Origin of the sequence: Pseudomonas sp. 3296 (assembly GCF_031456615.1) — a bacterium.
Classification (GTDB): domain Bacteria; phylum Pseudomonadota; class Gammaproteobacteria; order Pseudomonadales; family Pseudomonadaceae; genus Aquipseudomonas; species Aquipseudomonas mucoides.
Genome location: NZ_JAVDUY010000003.1, coordinates 1 through 15,997 on the forward strand (window position 1 = coordinate 1; position 15,997 = coordinate 15,997).

The window sequence follows — 15,997 nt, forward strand, 5'->3', positions numbered from 1 at the left end:
CAGCAGAAAAGGAACGGCGTTGTTTGGTCATCTGACACCTCGATCGGGCGAGCATTCTCGCCTAAATGGGTGTCCGGTTTCATTAGACCACTACACTAGCCTCGAGCTTAAGGCGGATATCTTCTTTAAGCTGTGAAAGATGCTGTCGGAAGCTTTTTTCTGTTAGTCGGTCAAACATCTGATAAAACGCCACCGCGTGTGCCCAGCTTTCACCTGGTTTCAGAGTAAATGGTACGAGCAAAACGGTGGAGGTTGACGATGGTGTTTCGAAGTACGCCTCAGCTGGGAGAGTCGTCAGGTGTTGACCATCTCGCCTCATTTCAACTTGCATCGACCGAATTCGCAGAACTCGTCCGCCTGAGTTGTTGATGCCAACCACCAAACCTATATTTGGGTTGCCTGCTCGATGCATCAACTGAATACGGCTATGAACCTCGACGTCGAGTCGACGTGGCCGGATCAGCAAATGGACAGGTGGCAGCTGCGATAGAACCATCGCCAATAGAGAAATAAACATCGACCAAAATTTCCAATCCAAATAAAACGGGTCTGCAATTTCCGGTGTCAAGAGAGGCTCCTAATGCGCTTTCAGGCGCAATCTGAGATACAGCGGGAGGTCACGGGCATCAATCACGCTCTGCGTATTTGCAGCGCCGTACTAATGATTCTAGAAGTAACTCTGTGAAATGGCCTGATTTGTCGCAAAGCCCCGCAGCATCAAGCTTGAAGAGGCGCGGGGAGACTTCCTCGATGAGGCTCAAACTCGAGACATCGCAATCCAGTCGAAAATGAAAAACATGGGGGGTAGGTGATTTCTGGAAGCAGAACCCCGCGTAAATTGGACTTTTCGAGTCTTAATACGCGTATGGCAAGGCTCTATTGAATCACCGTTGTTTTCTTTTCTTTGCAAAACCTTGCATTCAGTGAAGTCATCACTCCAACCGAGAAGACCGTGTCGGGCTTGGATGAACGGGCTGTTTACACCGACCTAATCATTTGCACAAAAAAGGCACGTAAGGCCCGTCGGCGGGAGGGGGATAAGTGCTTTTTTCCGATGATTTTTTTTGAATCGGGGAATTTTTCAGGCTTTGGTGTTCCAACAGCTGGACACGAGCTATTTACGTAGTCGAGTTTGGGAAACGTCTGATTGTTTTCTACTTATGAGTGTGGGCAAGGTACTGCCTCTATGAAATCTGATATGGAAGTCAAAAATGTCTGGCAAGCCTGCTGCACGCAAGACCGATACCGTGAGCTGTCCTCGCTGTGGTGGAACAGCCATCGAATCCGGATCACCCAATGTATTTTTTGATGGTCTACCCGCTGCCCGGGTAACTGACTGCACCACCTGCGGCAGTATTTTGACCATGGCCGCCATGTCCTCGGTACAGATCAATGGCCAGGCAGCACTGGTCACCGGCTCACAAGGAACCCATGGCGACACCATTACGGGTGGGTCATCGAGCATCATCATCGGCAACAACTTCACACCTGCACCTGTTTCGCCGGTTGGTCCGATGCTCGCGCATCTGGTTGAGCCTTCCAGCTAACAACCCCCGGTCACTGTACCTGCGCCTACCCTATCGCCGGCCGTAACTGCTGATGACTCGGTTTTAGAGGAGGAAGAAGAGGAAGAAGAGCTGGATGATGAGAAACCGGTGGGCATTACTTTACGCATTGGCGTGTTCTTCGATGGCACATTAAACAATGCGAATAACAGCATGATGGGGCAGCTGTGTGGCGCAACCCACGCCATCAAGTCTGAGGATCTGGACGCCAGTTGCAGACCGTATATGGCTGATCCGGAAAGCAGCTATGCAAATGATGAATCGAACATCAAAAAACTAAGCGATTTGTATTTTTCCTCCCGCGACGTTTTGGATGAGGGGAAATTACATCTGAAATTTGAAACGGTGTATGTGGATGGGATAGGCACATCGTCCGGTCAACCCGATAGTATGCTTGGAGCCTCGATGGGGCGCGGCGAAATGGGCGTCACTGGGAAAGTAGATGAGGCATTTAAAAAAATCGGGCGAGCTATCTATGACTTTTCTCAAACCTACCCCGACTCAAAGATCATTCATTTAACGTTCGATACATTTGGCTTCAGCCGAGGTGCAGCGGCTGCGCGACATTTCTCCAATGAAGTCGCGCTGGGGCAGAGTGGTCCGCTGGGCAACATCTCCAAAATATTTCGCGGGGCTTTCCACCAAGCCTATAGCGTCGAATATCAGCACGATGTCCAAATGGGTTTTATCGGCTTGTTTGATACCGTGCCATCAGTAGGCGGCTTGGCCAACCTCGGCTATATACGCAGCCAAACACAACCAGGCCTCAAGCTGTACCTACCTCGCCGCTTGTTTCCGAATGTCGTCCAATTGGCTGCCCGTGATGAAATCCGCGCTAACTTCGCCTTGAACCGAGTAAAACCCGATCACTTGGAAATCACATTGCCTGGTGTGCACTCGGACCTTGGCGGCGGCTACTTTCCTGAATCCGAAGAGAACCTGCTGATCAGTCCCATGCAGGTGCTGGTTGTCCCCGGTACGACGGACGTGAAGTACACCTCGATCTACCGCGACGCGCAACGAGTGAAGGCCCAGTGGGAAGCTAAAGGTTGGCCGTCGGAAATGCTGGAGATCGTGACACCATACGTTCGGGGTTTACCTCCGTCTCAGCAAAATAGCTTTAACCCTGACAAGCTGGTCTATGCGGCATTACAGCTCAAACGACCTGTACGAGGTGAGTTGTCGCGGGTTTACCTACGGGTCATGTACGCGCTAGCCAAAGAACGGGGTGTGAGGTTTAAGCAGCTAGATGAACAGTACCCGTCCTACACCATCCCGGCGGAGCTACAGGCTCTAAGTGAGCGATTTGTCGCGGGCGATTACAGTACAACGCCCGCCGAAGAGCAACTGCTCAGGTTGAAGTACATTCACACTTCGGCCAGTTGGAACCCACCGACAATCCTGCAAGGTTCGACACCTCGAACCAGCGCAGCGTTACTCTACTTTAATGCCCCCACAGCAGATGGGATCCGCGTACAACATCCCCACGTACCTGACTAGGAGTCACGAAAATGCGAACACTATGGATCTTGGTGGGGGTTCTACTGGTGAGCGGCTGCCAAGCCTCAGGCCAGTCCTGGGGACGCTCAGACCCCGATGCCGGGCCGTGGGCGCTGGGTTTTGTCACGCCTTATGCCATGGACGCCTGGGTTGAGGAGGCAGCCACAATTGACACCCTTGGGACTCTTTACCGCCAAATCGGCAGTGGCGTGGCATCTGGCGGGCGGAAAAACGGCCTGCCAGGAGCCAACGGTTGGCTGGTAACCGGTGGCGGAACCGAAAGGGATGTAAGGGACGCCAAGCTTCCGGTTCGCATCTATGTTCGCTGGCAGTCACTGGCCGAGCCGCAAACGTATCAGGGTTGGTTTGAAATTCCGGAAGATGCGAGGCAGGTCATGCGTAATGCGTTGACCAAGGAGTGCAAAAGCGTTCCTGAAGCGGCTTTCTTAGACCCGCTCGCGTCTGTACAGATAGGAATTGCCCCAGGCGGCGTGGTGCAAGTGTGGGCATTGGATGAGTGCCGACGAGCAATCAAGGTTGCACACTACCAAGCCGAGATTGAACCCAAGGGGCCTGGTTTAGGACTCTCCCATGGAAGCTATTTCCCTTTGGAAGAGAACTCTAAACGCTATATCGAAAAGTACGGCATCCCTTACGGAAGCTGGTAAATGACCGGATGTTCAGCCCGCCCCTTGGCGGGCTTTTTTCTGTCCGATGTTTTTACATCAGACCATAGGCTCGATGCAGCTCGACTGAAGCGGCTTCAACATCGGAGTTGTTCAGCGCTCGGTCGTACGCCCGGAGAAAGGCGTAGCCACCTACCAACCCTGCTGTGGCGAGTGCCGATCCTTGCCCGCCCAGAATGTTTCGTCCGCTGAGAGACACCCCGGTCGCGCCGTCAACGATAGGGCTGGTCCCGACTTTGATTTTTGAGGTTGCCCCATCGAACACAGCGAGGATGAGTTCGTGCCATCGCCCAGGAACAGCAGCTTCGCCAGTGTCGCGGCGGTCTTGATATCTGCGGTGTCGACGGCGGTGATGCACACGTAATCACCCACCGTCCCCGCCTTGATCGTCCTGTTATCGGGACTGGCCGCACCCAACGGCGACAGCGTCCAGCTACCGCCAAAATAGGAAAGGCTGCCGTTGCTGTACAAAAAGTTCTTCGCCCCCAGGGACGAGCCGTGGTTGAAGCCGATGTAACCCGACCCGCCAAAGCCAAAGTCTTTGGCTAAAAACCGGGTGAGGTCGTTCATGTAGAAGTTGTGAGCGGCGGAATAGGAGTCGCCGATGATTTTCAGGTACAGCTTTACCCCAGGTACACCCGCGCGAATCTGGCCTTGTTTCATTCGCATTTTGGGCACGTTGGAGATGTTGTTGTAGGCCGTCTTCGGATGGCTGTCGTCACTGCCGATCAGCGGTTTCAACCGCTTGGCCCACCGAAAGATCACCCAGTCCGGCACCTGACCGTCGGTGTCGCGGATCGACAAATCAGTCAGGCGCCCCAGGGCATCAGGAAACGCATACAGCAGGCCCGGGACATACGCCGGTTTGACGCCCAGGTACTTGTACAACATTTTCAGCGCCCAATTGCTCGGCCCGCCATCTCGGTTGTTGATGCCCATCCACGTTTCATGTCCAGCAGAGTCACGTACAGCCACCAACGTGTCATTGACGCTCTGAACTTTGAATTTGCTTTTAACGAAGCTATTGATCGTTTCGACGGCGGTCGAGCTCGGGTAGCGCGTTTGCTCAACCGCCACCCCCGCTTCATTTTTAAGCAGAATCAGCGACTGGGCGTTCTCCGGTGAAACCACGGTGAAGAACATGCCATCGGTTGTCGTGCGCAACCCTTCTGCCGTGCTGGCTTTCACGCCGGCGGCCAACTGGGCAGCGTCTCGTGCCGATTCTGCACGTAACGCCGCGCCGTTGGCCTCGGCCAGGGATTCGCTGACGTCCAGGAACTGGACAGGCAAACGGTAATCCCGTTTCCCTTTGGTGATGCGCAGGTCATACAGCCCGTTGGGCGCGGCAAACTGCGCCAGTCCGTTTGCGTCGGCCAGGAACGGGTTGAGCAACCCTAATCCGTTGCTTTTACGTAAACCGAAGACGATGTTTTCGGTGCCGCGCTCGTACAGGTAGCAGGTCGCAGCGGGCAAGGCACTGCCTAGGTCATCCTGTGCAAAGAAACTCTTGAGCTCCAAATTAGGCTCCGGTGATGGGCTTGAGCTGCCCAGTAAGCTGTAGGCCGGTACCGGCGTTGGTAGTGAAGTTAGCAGCGTTGGCGGGAACAGGGCTCGGCCCGTGGACGTGGGCCGCCAGTTCGGTGTTCGTCTGCGTGACCAGGTCAATCAGATCGCACAACACCTGCAGCACGTTCACCGACTCCGAGCCCAGCCAGATCGTGCGGGCGATGCTGCGACGGGCGCCTTCGATGCGCTCGAGCAGCTCGCCTCCCACCGTCAGATTGAGTTTCTGGCCCACCACCTGGTTGAGGTCGCGCCCGCTGGCCAGGTGCAGGTCATCCAGTGCGGCCAAGCTGGCGGATCCGCCCGACAGCAGCTTGAGCGCGCCGATCGCTTCGATCGTCTTGATGCCCCCGACCGACTCAGTCGAACGGTCGTCCACCGCCACCGTGCTGCTTTGGTGGCGCTCGACGTTGGTCAGGCTCTCAACTTCGCGCTCGATCGACTTGTCTCGAATCCGGCCATCGGTCTGGCGCAGCCAGTTGCCGTCCGCATCGACGCGCTGCTGGGCGGCCTCGCTGTGCTGCCACACCTGGTCACCTTTCGGCACCTTCGGCAGGCTCAGGCCGTGCGGCAGAATCGCCTGGATAAATGGCTTGCTCGGCAGGCCATAGGCGCTATTTGCAAGCCACCACCTGCAGCTGATCAAGCTTAGTCGTTCAACTCTGCTCATCATCTCCCGCCGCATCCCCAGGGATGATCTTGCTGACATCTTCTCGAGCCATATCTCAGAGCAAGTCTGATACAGTCGTCCCCGTTAAATTCGTTGACAGGGAGTCAAGCATGGCAAAGCCAGTCGCACGTATCACCGACCCAACCAGCTGCCATCCCTGGGCACGGCCCCAAAGCTATCGCCTCCGGTTCTCCTGATGTGTTCTTCGACGGACTTGCAGCCGCTCGCAAAGGTGACACGTGCACCTGTGGTAGTGCGCTAGCCTCGGAAGTGTCCGGCACAGTGTTTATCAACGGCAAAAATGCCGCACTGGTCCTAGAGCTCCGGCCTGCGCCATCGCCGTCGTTCTCATCGGTAGCGTTGTCGGCGGCATTGCCGGCGGGGTCGCAGCTGATACGTTCGACGCAGAGCTAGAGGAGCTGGCCCATTGGGACATATTCTGACTCCTGCGGAACGAGCGAGCATCCAGATCGCGCTGGCAGAGGCCTTTGTAGACAGCACTGTCGACTACGCTTCTATCGCAGAACGAATTCGAGGCTATGACCCAAAGGTTGTTGAAGAAATCTTGTACTCAGAGGTCGCACCTGTGTGCTTCAGCAACCTTGAAACGCCCGTCCCTCCTGTGTGGACTGGTTTTAAGGATGAATGGTTACTCGATGAAATAGCCAAAGAGCTCAAAGCGCGAGAACACAGTTGGTTTCGTCGTCGCTTCGACCTGTTCAAAGTGGCATGGCTACGCTACAGCTACGGTTACATCTGGAAGGAACTTATGAAATTTGATCTTTTCCAGTAATTGCAAACCGCGCCCAAACCGGACTTGATGTCTGGTTTTTTGGGGGCTGGTGTTTGACTGAATTGGCCGAGTGGGGAAATTAACGATTTCGCGTAAAGTCGATGCTTTGTAAGTATTTTTCTTGCGCTCATAAAGGTTTCCTCGGCACTCACGCTCACTATGATCAGATCAACGCGGAGACCGTGTCTCGCGATCTAGAGCCTTTCATCGGTACAAGCACTGGTCCTGCCTGACGGACGGCCAAGACAAAAAACCGGTCCTTAGTAACCGGTTTTTTTGTGAGCAGAATTTGTGTGAACTGCCAGTCAACACCTGCCAATTCAGATGTAGATCAACCATTCACTGATGGCACGAAAGTGGCCAATCTTCGAAAAGGCAACGTCCTACACGACACTGGGAATTGTCCGTACACTTGCGCATTGCTGTGCTTTTACCATGAAGCCTATAGTCGACCCACGCCAATAATGGCGTATCGGGTTTGGCGACTCGATTCCATGGTACAGAAGCCTTCGAGTATTTCTCGGAGCGTTTTTGAACGCACTTGGCTACCTCTTTTTTGGTGGCTGTGCGTGGGAGACCCTAGGGTCTGCCGGTTTTTACCATGGCCCGGTTCGCCAACCCGCGTACAGCTACCACCCTATTGTTTGGCGACGATTGAGTGGCAGGTCCTCCTCCTATCATGGTAATCACGCATGAAAGAATATATGGCTTTAACCAGCAACGCCGACGATCTCCCTTCCCTGTTCGTCAACACGACCCAACCGCTGCACTCACTGCTCAGCACGGCCAGTTACAGAATACGAGCCGTGACGCAGATGCTCGAAAACCTCGCAATGCGAGGTGACCTCACCACCGACTCGGTCATCCTCAGCGATTTTGCATTGCTCTGCTGCGTGCCTTTGCGCGACGGTTGCGATGTGCTGGACGTGATCGCTCGACGCATGGATGCAGAGCCGTCCTGATGTGATACAGGGCGCCTTTCGGGGCGCCCTCGATTTGTTGCAGCTGGCGAAGCCTGCGTCCGGCTGCGCAGCAGTCGTGGATCAGGTGACGCGGTGTTTCAGGAAGACCTCGCGGCTACGCAAATGATGGATGCCAAGATATGGCAGGCACACCCTACTTAGCGTAGCGACTTCACCTTCTGCGGCATTCCAAAAGTAACGGTTGCAGGGAGAACAGGGTGGTGACTTCTGCGGTACACAACCTAGGCGACTCGGTTAATAACGGTGTTTGGTCAGATTGGCGAGCCGACAGAGAATTAAAGATGCTTTGCGACAAAAGCGACGGCGACAAACAGGGTCAGCGCGAATGCAGCACCGATGCTGAACGGCAATAACGTAGTGCGGATTTTGGTCGGGGCCGGGCGTCTCATCTCTTCAGCTAAAGCCTCCATTTCACGATGCAATTGCTCGATGCTTGCTCGATTACTACGATGAGTGGACATCTTTCTTTCTCCTCTCGCAGACCGTGTTGAGTCCGTGAACCGTTCCTGACAATGTGAGCAGTGTGATTGCAAAGCTCAAGTACCAGCGATGTATGTTGAGTATCGGCATGTTGTGGCGCACCAGTGCTCAGATTTTAATCCAGAAGCCCACAATGGCGACAATCGCGGTCACTACCCCTACTGCGTATGGGTACCAGAGGGCTTCGTGTTTCAGCTTCGTTTCTTCAGCTACGAGCTTGCGAGTCTCAGCCAACAATTTTCGGGTTTCGACCAATAGCTTATCGAGTTCTAAATTTTCGCGGTCGCTCTGGAACATTGATCATCCTTCTCGGCTTTTAGCCGCCAACCTAAGCGTCGTTGTCTGCGAAGCCGGAGAAATCTGTCGGACGTCAATCACTCATCACCTATCGTGCAGTCCGTTCTGCGGAGCACTATTTCCTATCTACCCACCAGTGGATAGCGGGTGATTCCCGCTTAGGTTGTAGGCAACATCCGAGAGCTGCGCATGAAAGAGCGTTAACTGTTTTTCGGTCGGTTGATCGTCTTGCAGTTCGGCCTTAACCGAATCGCCGATTTTTTACGTGGGCCTTGCTTACAAATCCGCAACGCTCAACCCGTTTCCCCTCCCCGCCCGACCCGCTAGCATTTCCACCATCTCCAACGCCCCTCCCCACCGCGCGGCCATCAACGAACACGCGCACAACGCTTCGAGGGAAACCAATCAACGCGGCTCAAGTGCCGCCCGTGAACGATCTCAACAGAGCAACCCGACATGACTCAAAACATCTACGACGATCCGGAATTTTTCCACGGCTACAGCCAGATGGGTCGCTCCCTTGGAGGCCTCGACGCAGCACCGGAATGGCCAGCACTCAAATCAATGCTGCCGCCGATGAAAGGCTTAAAGGTAGTGGACCTCGGCTGCGGTTACGGCTGGTTCAGCCGCTGGGCCAGTGAACAAGGCGCCGATAGCGTGCGTGGTCTGGACGTCTCGGAAAAGATGCTGGAGCAGGCTCGCAAGACCACATCGGCGGAAAATATCCACTATTCACGGGCAGATCTGGAACAGCTTGATTTACCCAAAGGCGGTTTTGACCTGGCGTACAGCTCACTGGCGCTGCACTACATCAAGGATTTGCCGGGTTTGTTCGCCACGATCCACGCGGCGCTTAAACCAGGTTCGCGCTTTGTGTTTTCCATCGAACACCCGATCTTCATGGCCCCGCACAATCCGGGTTGGCTGATCGACGGCGAGGGCCGCAAGCGTTGGCCGCTAGACAGCTATCAACGGGAAGGTGAGCGGGTGACGAATTGGCTGTCGGAAGGCGTGATCAAGCAGCACCGAACCCTTGGCACGCTGTTCAATACGCTGATTGGCGCGGGTTTCAGTATTCAGCATGTCAACGAATGGGGGCCGAGCGATGCCGAGGTGGCGGCGCAACCGACGCTGGCCGAAGAGCTGGAACGGCCGATGATGTTGCTGGTTAGCGTTCATCGCTAAGAGCCACGCCGGGTTCTTGTATATTTTGCGTATAGGTCTTTGAAATCCGGTAAAGAAGCAGTAGTGCGGCGTTGGACCTGACTACAGGTGCTTTACTCTGTCAGCTCAACATTCACCTAGAGATCGACATGGACAATTCAGAGTTGGGGATCATGATCATTTCGATGATCGGGTTGTTCGGCTTTGCTTCGTTTATTTTTGAATACTTGAGTGCCAAACACAGGGACAGATAACGCTCAGCGAAATCCGTCCCTTTTTGCACTATCGGGTTGCGACAATAAACAACCGCGGAAACGGCAACAGCACCGAGCCATCGCTCAACGCCGGATAGGCCTGCTCGATTGCCGCGTGGTATTGCTTGAGGTATTGCGCCTTTTCCGTGTCATCCAGCGGTTCGAGAAACGGCCGCAGACCGCTGCCCTTGAACCACTCGACCACACCCGATGCGCCACCCGCCAGCGGATGATGGTAAGTAGTGCGCCACACATCGACGCGCGCACAGTGTGGCCGCAGCATCGAGTAGTAATCGCTGGCACTGGCCATCTCGGTGCGTTGCCCGGCGGCGTCCGCCAGTTTGCTGGCCCACGGGCCTTCGGCGGCTACTTCGCGCATCAGGCGATGGGACGGCTCGTTGAGGTTGTCGGGCATCTGGATGGCCAGGCTGCCGCCCTCGGTCAGTCGGGAGGCCAGCGACGGCAATAACGTCGCGTGATCGGGCAGCCATTGCAACACGGCATTGGCGAAGATCACGTCGAACGGGCCGTTATCGTCCCAGGTTCCGATATCAACAGTGTCGAACTGTACGTTTGGCAAGCGCTTGCGAGCGGCCTCGATCATGTCGCTCGAACTGTCGACCCCACGCACCGTGGCGCCGCTGAAGCGCTCGACCAGCAACTCGGTCGAATTGCCGGGACCGCACCCGATGTCTATGGCCAAGCGCGCCTCCACCGGCGGGATGGCGGCGAGCAGGTCTCGCGCCGGGCGGGTGCGTTCATCTTCAAAAGCGACGTATTGTTTGGCGGACCAACTCATTGCGTTCTCCTGTCGGTGCGTTGTGGGCCAGAGGCAGACAACCGGTCCGATACGATACCTCGGCTGGCCCCGTCTGCCCTATCCCACCTTTGGCCAGCGCAATCGTTGTTCGGTTGCGTCGCCGCTGAATCCGCAAATGTAAGTAGAATTTTCAACACGCCGTCGCTGTCTGACATTCAGGCGCATCCCAATAAGGAACACGGCAATGAAATTCGCAAAAATCTCGCAGAAACTCGCCCTGTGGGCCGGCAGTCCCAAGACATTCATGGGGGCGCTTATTCTTATTATTCTGTGGGCCGCGAGCGGTCCGATCTTTGGTTTCAATGACACCTGGCAACTGGTCATCAACACCTCAACCACGATCATCACGTTCCTGATGGTGTTCTTGATCCAGAACACGCAGAACCGCGACACCGACATCCTGCATCTGAAAATCGATGAGTTGCTGCGGGTGAACAAGGAGGCACAAAACGCGATGCTGGGGCTGGAGTTGCTGGACCTCAAGCAACTGGAGGCGCTGCGCAGGCACTATCGGGCCATGGGCGAAAAAGATGTACATGACCTGGCGGGGCTGGCGACGACGAGCCAGCGCACACAGGGTTTGAACAAGTGCTGAGCACAAACAAAAACGGCGCGTGATGTGAATCACGCGCCGTTTGCATTAAACGTCGTAAAAAACCGGGTTATAGACCGGCCTGCAACGCCCTGGCCATTTGCAGATGGTTTTGCAGTTTGGGCAGGGTTTCTTCAGCAAACGCTTTGATTTGCGGAATGTCCGTGGTTTGCGCTGTCTGCTGAAGTTGCTCGATGGCTTGCTGCGTGGTTTTCACCTGACTGGCGGCGTAGGCCTGGTCAAAGGTTGCGCCGTCCATCGCTTGCGGCATCAAGGCTTTGGCCTTATCGACCACTTCTTCGCGGGGGGCCACTGGCAGATCCAGTTGCTTGGCGATTTTCGCCAGGTGCTGGTTGGCGGTGGTGCGGTCGTTGATGACGACGATGGTGTAGTCCTTGACCTCTTTGGATTCGGTTTTCTGGTGCGCCAGGCGACTGGCTTCAATGTCGGCCATGCCTTGGGCCGAGGCATCGTTGATGAATTCGGCGGGGGACTGGGCAAAGGCACTGCTGGCGAACAATCCCAGGAACGTGGCAAAACCTGCGTGACGTATTCGGGTGGCCATCCGGCTCATGGTCGCGCCCTCCTTCTGAAAAAATTCAAGCGGGAGCTTGCGCCCCCGCCTCTCGATCAAAACCACCTTCAATCACTACTTGGACTTCTGAGGAGCTTTGCGGCCCATTTCGGGTTTCGTAGAGTCTTTATCGACCGTCGTTGTGGTGGTTTTCCCACCTTTGCGACCGGCTTCTGACGCCTTCGTTCGATCGTTGGCGAAGTTTCCCGAGTTCGAGTTTCTTGAGTTAGGCATGATTCTCTACCTCTTGGTAAATGACCCAGGCGAGCAACAGCCCGCATAAATTCAGAATGAACGAGCCCCAAAAGGTTTAGAAAACCTGAAAACGCCGCGACGAACGGCGGCGAAATTTCAGACTTCGAGTCGCAGATGATGCTGGCGTTTGGCGGCGTACATGGCCTCGTCGGCATGCCTGAACAGCTGCTTTTCCTCAGTGCCGTGCTCGGGGTAATGAGCGACACCGATACTGGTGTGGATGTTCAGGTTGTGCCCGTCCAGACGCAGCGGTTGAGCCAGGACCTGAAGAATTTTTTCCGAGACGCTGTCGGCGTCTTCCAGGGCGTGGATGCTGTGCAACAACACCACAAACTCGTCCCCGCCGATACGCGCCACGGTGTCGGTTTCGCGCACGCACCCCTTGATCCGATTGGCCACCGCTTGCAACAGCATGTCGCCCACCGCATGGCCATGGGTGTCGTTGACGTCCTTGAAACGGTCGAGGTCGACGTACAGCAACGCCATGCGCCCGCCATCGGCCCGAGCCAGTGCCAGTGAAGCCTTGAGACGATCACGCAGCAGTTCACGATTGGGCAATTGAGTCAGCTGGTCGTATTGCGCCATTCGCTGCAATCGAGCATGCAATTGCTTGCGCTCGATGGCGGTCGCGACCTGGGCGCAGACGTATTGCAGCAGCTCCTTGTCCCGTTCGGTGTAGCGCTCGCCACCCGCAACGCTTTTGAAGATGAGCGCGCCGATGGTGCCGTTTTGCGAGTTCAGCGGCACGCCCAGCCAGCACGGTGAATTCGGGCCCTCGACCAACATCTCAAAACCTGCGGGCGAATGGCCCTGGTCCGGGGTCAGCAAAATGGGCAAGCCGCTGCGGATCACTTCCGCACACAGGCGCCCGGTGATGGTGCCGGGCTGCTCGGGTTGCAGTTCGTGGTCGTTGACGTGATAGGGAAAATTCAGCTGCGCGCAGTGTTCGTCATACAGCGCCACGGAGAAATTCAGCGCGGGCAGCCATTCGCCGATGATCATGTGAATGCGCTTGAACAGCGCCAGCAAGTCTTCCGCCGCGTGAGCCGCTTCGGAAATCGCATACAACGCCGCTTGCCGGGACTCGGCCTGCTTGCGTTCGGTGATGTCCCGGGCCACGGCGATGCGCAACTGATCGACTTCCGACCAGCGCGCGGACCAAAGGATGTGCACCACCTGGCCATCCTTGCGCAGATAGCGGTTTTCGAAATTGAGTTTGGGCTCGCCCCCCATGATTTCCCGCGCCGCGTCGAGGGTGCGCTGGCGGTCGCCGGGATGGACCATGTCGATCATCGGCTGGCCGATCAGTTCATCGGGGGTGTAGCCGAATATGCGCTCGCACGCCGCACTGACAAAAACGAAGCGACCTTGCTTGTCTACCGCACAAACGGCGTCCAGCAACAAATCAATGTAGCTCGCCAACGGCGCGGAATTTCTGGATGCCATGGTCTCTTGCATATGGCCTCAAGTCTTGTTCGTGACCAGCCCCGGCAACGCGTGCGCCAGGGCATTAATGGCAAAACCGATAAACATGACCCCGCACAACCGGGTGATCGCCAGTTCGTGCCGTTGATACAGGGTCCGGACCTGCCGCGCACCGACGATGCCGATGAGAATAGCGTAGGCGATCAAGCCACCAACGAAGCTCAGCACAATCAACCACGGCAGCATCGACCAGTGCAGCAACTCCGCGCGGCTCGACAGCAGCGCCGTGAACGTCGCCACCGCCACCGGGTAAGCCTTGGGATTGGTCAGACCGAACAGAATGCCGTGCCAGAACGGTTGGCGAGCCGGGCCTTGAGGCGCTTCGGCACTGCTGTGTTTCGCCCGCACGGCGCGCAAACCAAGCCAGAATAAGTACAACCCGCTAAACACGCCCAACACATCGAATGCCGTGCTACCGATTTCCCGCGCGCCGACAATCGCAATCAATGCGGTACTGCACCAGACCACATCGCCCAGCAAATGCCCACACAAGAACCCCGCCCCCGCCCGCCGACCACGCGCCGCACCAATGCCGAACACCGCCAACACACCCGGCCCCGGCGTAATGCCGTAGATAAAGCCCGAGGCGAGAACAGCCATTAGCAGCGATGGGGTCATCGGGAAATCCTTTTGAACTGTCTGGTGAATGGGCGCCAGTCTATCTCAGGTCCTTACGCGCGAACCTACTGATCGTCGAAGAACTTCATTCCGACGTTGGGTCGTCGTTAATAAGCTCCTCTTCAATCCGCCCATTCAGCCAATTCAACGCCTGATCCCCACCCCGCCACTTGTGCCACGCCAACACAAACGTAAACGACGCGCCGCCAAATCGATATCACGAGGGTGATCAGGTCGAAACGGCGGATCAGGCTTTTTGGCAGCATGGAGGGCTCGATGACTTCAGTTCGGCTGAGTCGGCAGGAAAGCCCGGTTTTGGCCCACAACCTCACACGCCATCGCCCTACACCTAAATCTCTTGTAACACTCAACCGAACAGGAAACGGCCGATTCAGCGCCCACACCCCACGCTGTAAAGTCTGGAAACACACGGACGGTTTCATCACTCAAGGACAGACACGTCACATGGACCAGACAACGCACGCGGCAAACACTTTCACCAACTATCGAAAACTGATCTCGCTGGCCGATCACGACTGGGAAACCGCAGAAGCGGGAAAAGTCGCGGGGCTGAACGTCGACATCAGAAGCAGCAACCGCATGCTTGACCAGCACGGACGCGCTTTTCATCACTTCTGCACCACCTCCTACCTGGGCCTGGATCACCATCCCGACTTGCTCGATGGCGCCATGACCACCTTGTGGGAAACCGGCACCTTGCGCATCGCCAACTCGAAAAATCGCTGCAAACTGGCGATCCTCGATCAGTACGAAACCGAGCTGTCGGCGTTGTTCGGCGCCACGTGCCTGAGCACCTTGTCGTGCAGCGCAGCGAGTGCCGGCGTCCTGCCGCTGCTGGCCAGCGGCGTGTTCACCGAGAACCGGCCGCCGGTGATGGTGTTTGACCGCTTGGCACACTATTCGATGAGTCACCTCAAAGCCGCCTGCGCCGACGAAACCAGGGTCGTGACCAGCCCGCACAACGACATGGATTTTCTGGAAACGCAGTGCCAGCAACATCCCAGGGTCGCGTATGTGGCCGACGGCGCGTACAGCATGGGCGGGGTCGCCGACCTGGACAGCCTGTTGTACCTGAAGGACCGTTACGGCCTGTTTCTTTACCTCGACGACTCCCACGCGTTGTCCGCTGTCGGCACGTTCGGTGCGGGCCTCGTGCGCCCCAGGTTGCAGGCCCTGGAAGATGACGCCTTGATTGTCGCCTCATTGGCCAAGTCATTTGGTGCCAGCGGCGGACTGGTGATGCTGGGCAACGAACGGCAGAAAAAACTGATTCAACGCTACGGCGGCCCCAGCAACTGGTCGCAAAGCCTGAACAGCGCGTCCATCGGTGCGGGCAGAGCGTCGATCCAGTTGCATCACACGCCGGCATTGACTGCGTTACAGGAAAAGCTTCAGGTTAATATCCGCCTCTTTGACAGCCTGATTCGAACCGTACAACACGGCAGCAACCTGCCGATTCGCTTGATCCACTGCGGTGAAGCGAGGCTGGCCAACCGTATTGCCATCGAGTTATCCAATCTGGGTTTCTTTACCTCGGCCGTGTTTTTCCCCGTGGTTGCACACGGCAAGGCCGCCATCAGAATCACGCTACGCGCCGACATGGAGCCGACGCTGATTCGACATTTTTGTGAACTCGTCACCGAGCTTTTGCGCACCTGCGCCGGGGACGTCTGCTAG

At 56.3% G+C, this 15,997-nt stretch carries 17 protein-coding genes and 3 pseudogenes; 9 read left to right on the forward strand and 11 right to left on the reverse strand.

Features of this window, described 5'->3' with window-relative positions:
- Window positions 1-82: 82 nt before the first annotated feature.
- Window positions 83-568, reverse strand: a complete 486-nt coding sequence (locus J2X66_RS08225) for a hypothetical protein (RefSeq protein ID WP_310263080.1) — start codon at window positions 566-568, stop codon at window positions 83-85.
- A 643-nt stretch (window positions 569-1,211) separates the two neighbouring features.
- On the opposite strand from J2X66_RS08225, the gene J2X66_RS08230 reads away from it, so the two are divergent.
- From J2X66_RS08230 to J2X66_RS08240, 3 genes are all read left to right on the forward strand, one after another.
- Window positions 1,212-1,547: a PAAR domain-containing protein gene (locus tag J2X66_RS08230; RefSeq protein WP_310263082.1), complete on the forward strand. Its 336-nt coding sequence runs from the start codon at window positions 1,212-1,214 to the stop codon at window positions 1,545-1,547.
- 108 nt (window positions 1,548-1,655) lie between these two features.
- Complete coding sequence (locus J2X66_RS08235) at window positions 1,656-3,065, forward strand: phospholipase effector Tle1 domain-containing protein (RefSeq protein ID WP_310263084.1); 1,410 nt, start codon at window positions 1,656-1,658, stop codon at window positions 3,063-3,065.
- Window positions 3,066-3,076: 11 nt separating this feature from the next.
- Window positions 3,077-3,733 (forward strand): DUF2931 family protein, encoded by a 657-nt coding sequence (locus tag J2X66_RS08240; protein ID WP_310263086.1) that lies wholly within the window; start codon window positions 3,077-3,079, stop codon window positions 3,731-3,733.
- A 150-nt stretch (window positions 3,734-3,883) separates the two neighbouring features.
- Here J2X66_RS08240 and J2X66_RS08245 read toward each other — a convergent pair whose 3' ends face one another.
- Window positions 3,884-5,269, reverse strand: coding sequence for a hypothetical protein (locus J2X66_RS08245; RefSeq protein ID WP_310263088.1), 1,386 nt, complete (start codon window positions 5,267-5,269; stop codon window positions 3,884-3,886).
- A 1-nt stretch (window position 5,270) separates the two neighbouring features.
- Window positions 5,271-5,927: pseudogene (locus J2X66_RS08250) on the reverse strand (hypothetical protein); the annotation flags it as partial.
- A 167-nt stretch (window positions 5,928-6,094) separates the two neighbouring features.
- Between J2X66_RS08250 and J2X66_RS08255 the strand changes: the two are divergent.
- From J2X66_RS08255 to J2X66_RS08265, 3 genes and pseudogenes are all read left to right on the forward strand, one after another.
- A pseudogene (locus tag J2X66_RS08255) lies at window positions 6,095-6,299 on the forward strand (PAAR domain-containing protein); the annotation flags it as partial.
- Window positions 6,300-6,411: 112 nt separating this feature from the next.
- Entirely contained in the window at window positions 6,412-6,777 is a 366-nt protein-coding gene (locus J2X66_RS08260) for a hypothetical protein (RefSeq protein WP_310263090.1), read from the forward strand.
- A 692-nt stretch (window positions 6,778-7,469) separates the two neighbouring features.
- Window positions 7,470-7,739: a short-chain dehydrogenase gene (locus J2X66_RS08265; RefSeq protein WP_310263092.1), complete on the forward strand. Its 270-nt coding sequence runs from the start codon at window positions 7,470-7,472 to the stop codon at window positions 7,737-7,739.
- A gap of 296 nt (window positions 7,740-8,035) precedes the next feature.
- Here the strand turns inward: J2X66_RS08265 and J2X66_RS08270 are convergent, their stop codons facing one another.
- Window positions 8,036-8,221: a hypothetical protein gene (locus tag J2X66_RS08270; protein WP_140666063.1), complete on the reverse strand. Its 186-nt coding sequence runs from the start codon at window positions 8,219-8,221 to the stop codon at window positions 8,036-8,038.
- 127 nt (window positions 8,222-8,348) lie between these two features.
- On the reverse strand, window positions 8,349-8,537 hold the full coding sequence (locus J2X66_RS08275; protein ID WP_310263095.1) for a hypothetical protein: 189 nt from the start codon (window positions 8,535-8,537) through the stop codon (window positions 8,349-8,351).
- A gap of 456 nt (window positions 8,538-8,993) precedes the next feature.
- Between J2X66_RS08275 and J2X66_RS08280 the strand changes: the two genes are divergently transcribed.
- A complete protein-coding gene (locus tag J2X66_RS08280; RefSeq protein WP_310263097.1) occupies window positions 8,994-9,722 on the forward strand; it encodes a class I SAM-dependent methyltransferase in 729 nt (242 codons plus the stop codon).
- Window positions 9,723-9,983: 261 nt separating this feature from the next.
- Here J2X66_RS08280 and tam read toward each other — a convergent pair whose 3' ends face one another.
- Entirely contained in the window at window positions 9,984-10,754 is a 771-nt protein-coding gene (gene tam, locus J2X66_RS08285) for a trans-aconitate 2-methyltransferase (RefSeq protein ID WP_310263099.1), read from the reverse strand.
- 205 nt (window positions 10,755-10,959) lie between these two features.
- Here tam and J2X66_RS08290 point away from each other — a divergent pair, with 205 nt between their 5' ends.
- Window positions 10,960-11,370: a low affinity iron permease family protein gene (locus J2X66_RS08290; protein WP_310263101.1), complete on the forward strand. Its 411-nt coding sequence runs from the start codon at window positions 10,960-10,962 to the stop codon at window positions 11,368-11,370.
- A gap of 67 nt (window positions 11,371-11,437) precedes the next feature.
- On the opposite strand, the gene J2X66_RS08295 is transcribed toward J2X66_RS08290, so the two are convergent.
- From J2X66_RS08295 to J2X66_RS08315, 5 genes and pseudogenes are all read right to left on the reverse strand, one after another.
- Window positions 11,438-11,941 carry a DUF4142 domain-containing protein gene (locus J2X66_RS08295; RefSeq protein ID WP_310263103.1) on the reverse strand — a complete coding sequence of 168 codons (504 nt, stop codon included), beginning with the start codon at window positions 11,939-11,941 and terminating at the stop codon, window positions 11,438-11,440.
- Between the two features lie 75 nt (window positions 11,942-12,016).
- Window positions 12,017-12,175, reverse strand: coding sequence for a KGG domain-containing protein (locus J2X66_RS08300; RefSeq protein ID WP_310263104.1), 159 nt, complete (start codon window positions 12,173-12,175; stop codon window positions 12,017-12,019).
- A 117-nt stretch (window positions 12,176-12,292) separates the two neighbouring features.
- Window positions 12,293-13,642 (reverse strand): diguanylate cyclase domain-containing protein, encoded by a 1,350-nt coding sequence (locus J2X66_RS08305; protein ID WP_310263106.1) that lies wholly within the window; start codon window positions 13,640-13,642, stop codon window positions 12,293-12,295.
- 18 nt (window positions 13,643-13,660) lie between these two features.
- Window positions 13,661-14,299: a LysE family translocator gene (locus J2X66_RS08310; RefSeq protein WP_310263108.1), complete on the reverse strand. Its 639-nt coding sequence runs from the start codon at window positions 14,297-14,299 to the stop codon at window positions 13,661-13,663.
- Window positions 14,300-14,384: 85 nt separating this feature from the next.
- Window positions 14,385-14,501, reverse strand: a pseudogene (locus J2X66_RS08315) (LysR family transcriptional regulator); the annotation flags it as partial.
- A gap of 263 nt (window positions 14,502-14,764) precedes the next feature.
- Between J2X66_RS08315 and J2X66_RS08320 the strand changes: the two are divergent.
- Entirely contained in the window at window positions 14,765-15,997 is a 1,233-nt protein-coding gene (locus tag J2X66_RS08320) for an aminotransferase class I/II-fold pyridoxal phosphate-dependent enzyme (protein ID WP_310263110.1), read from the forward strand.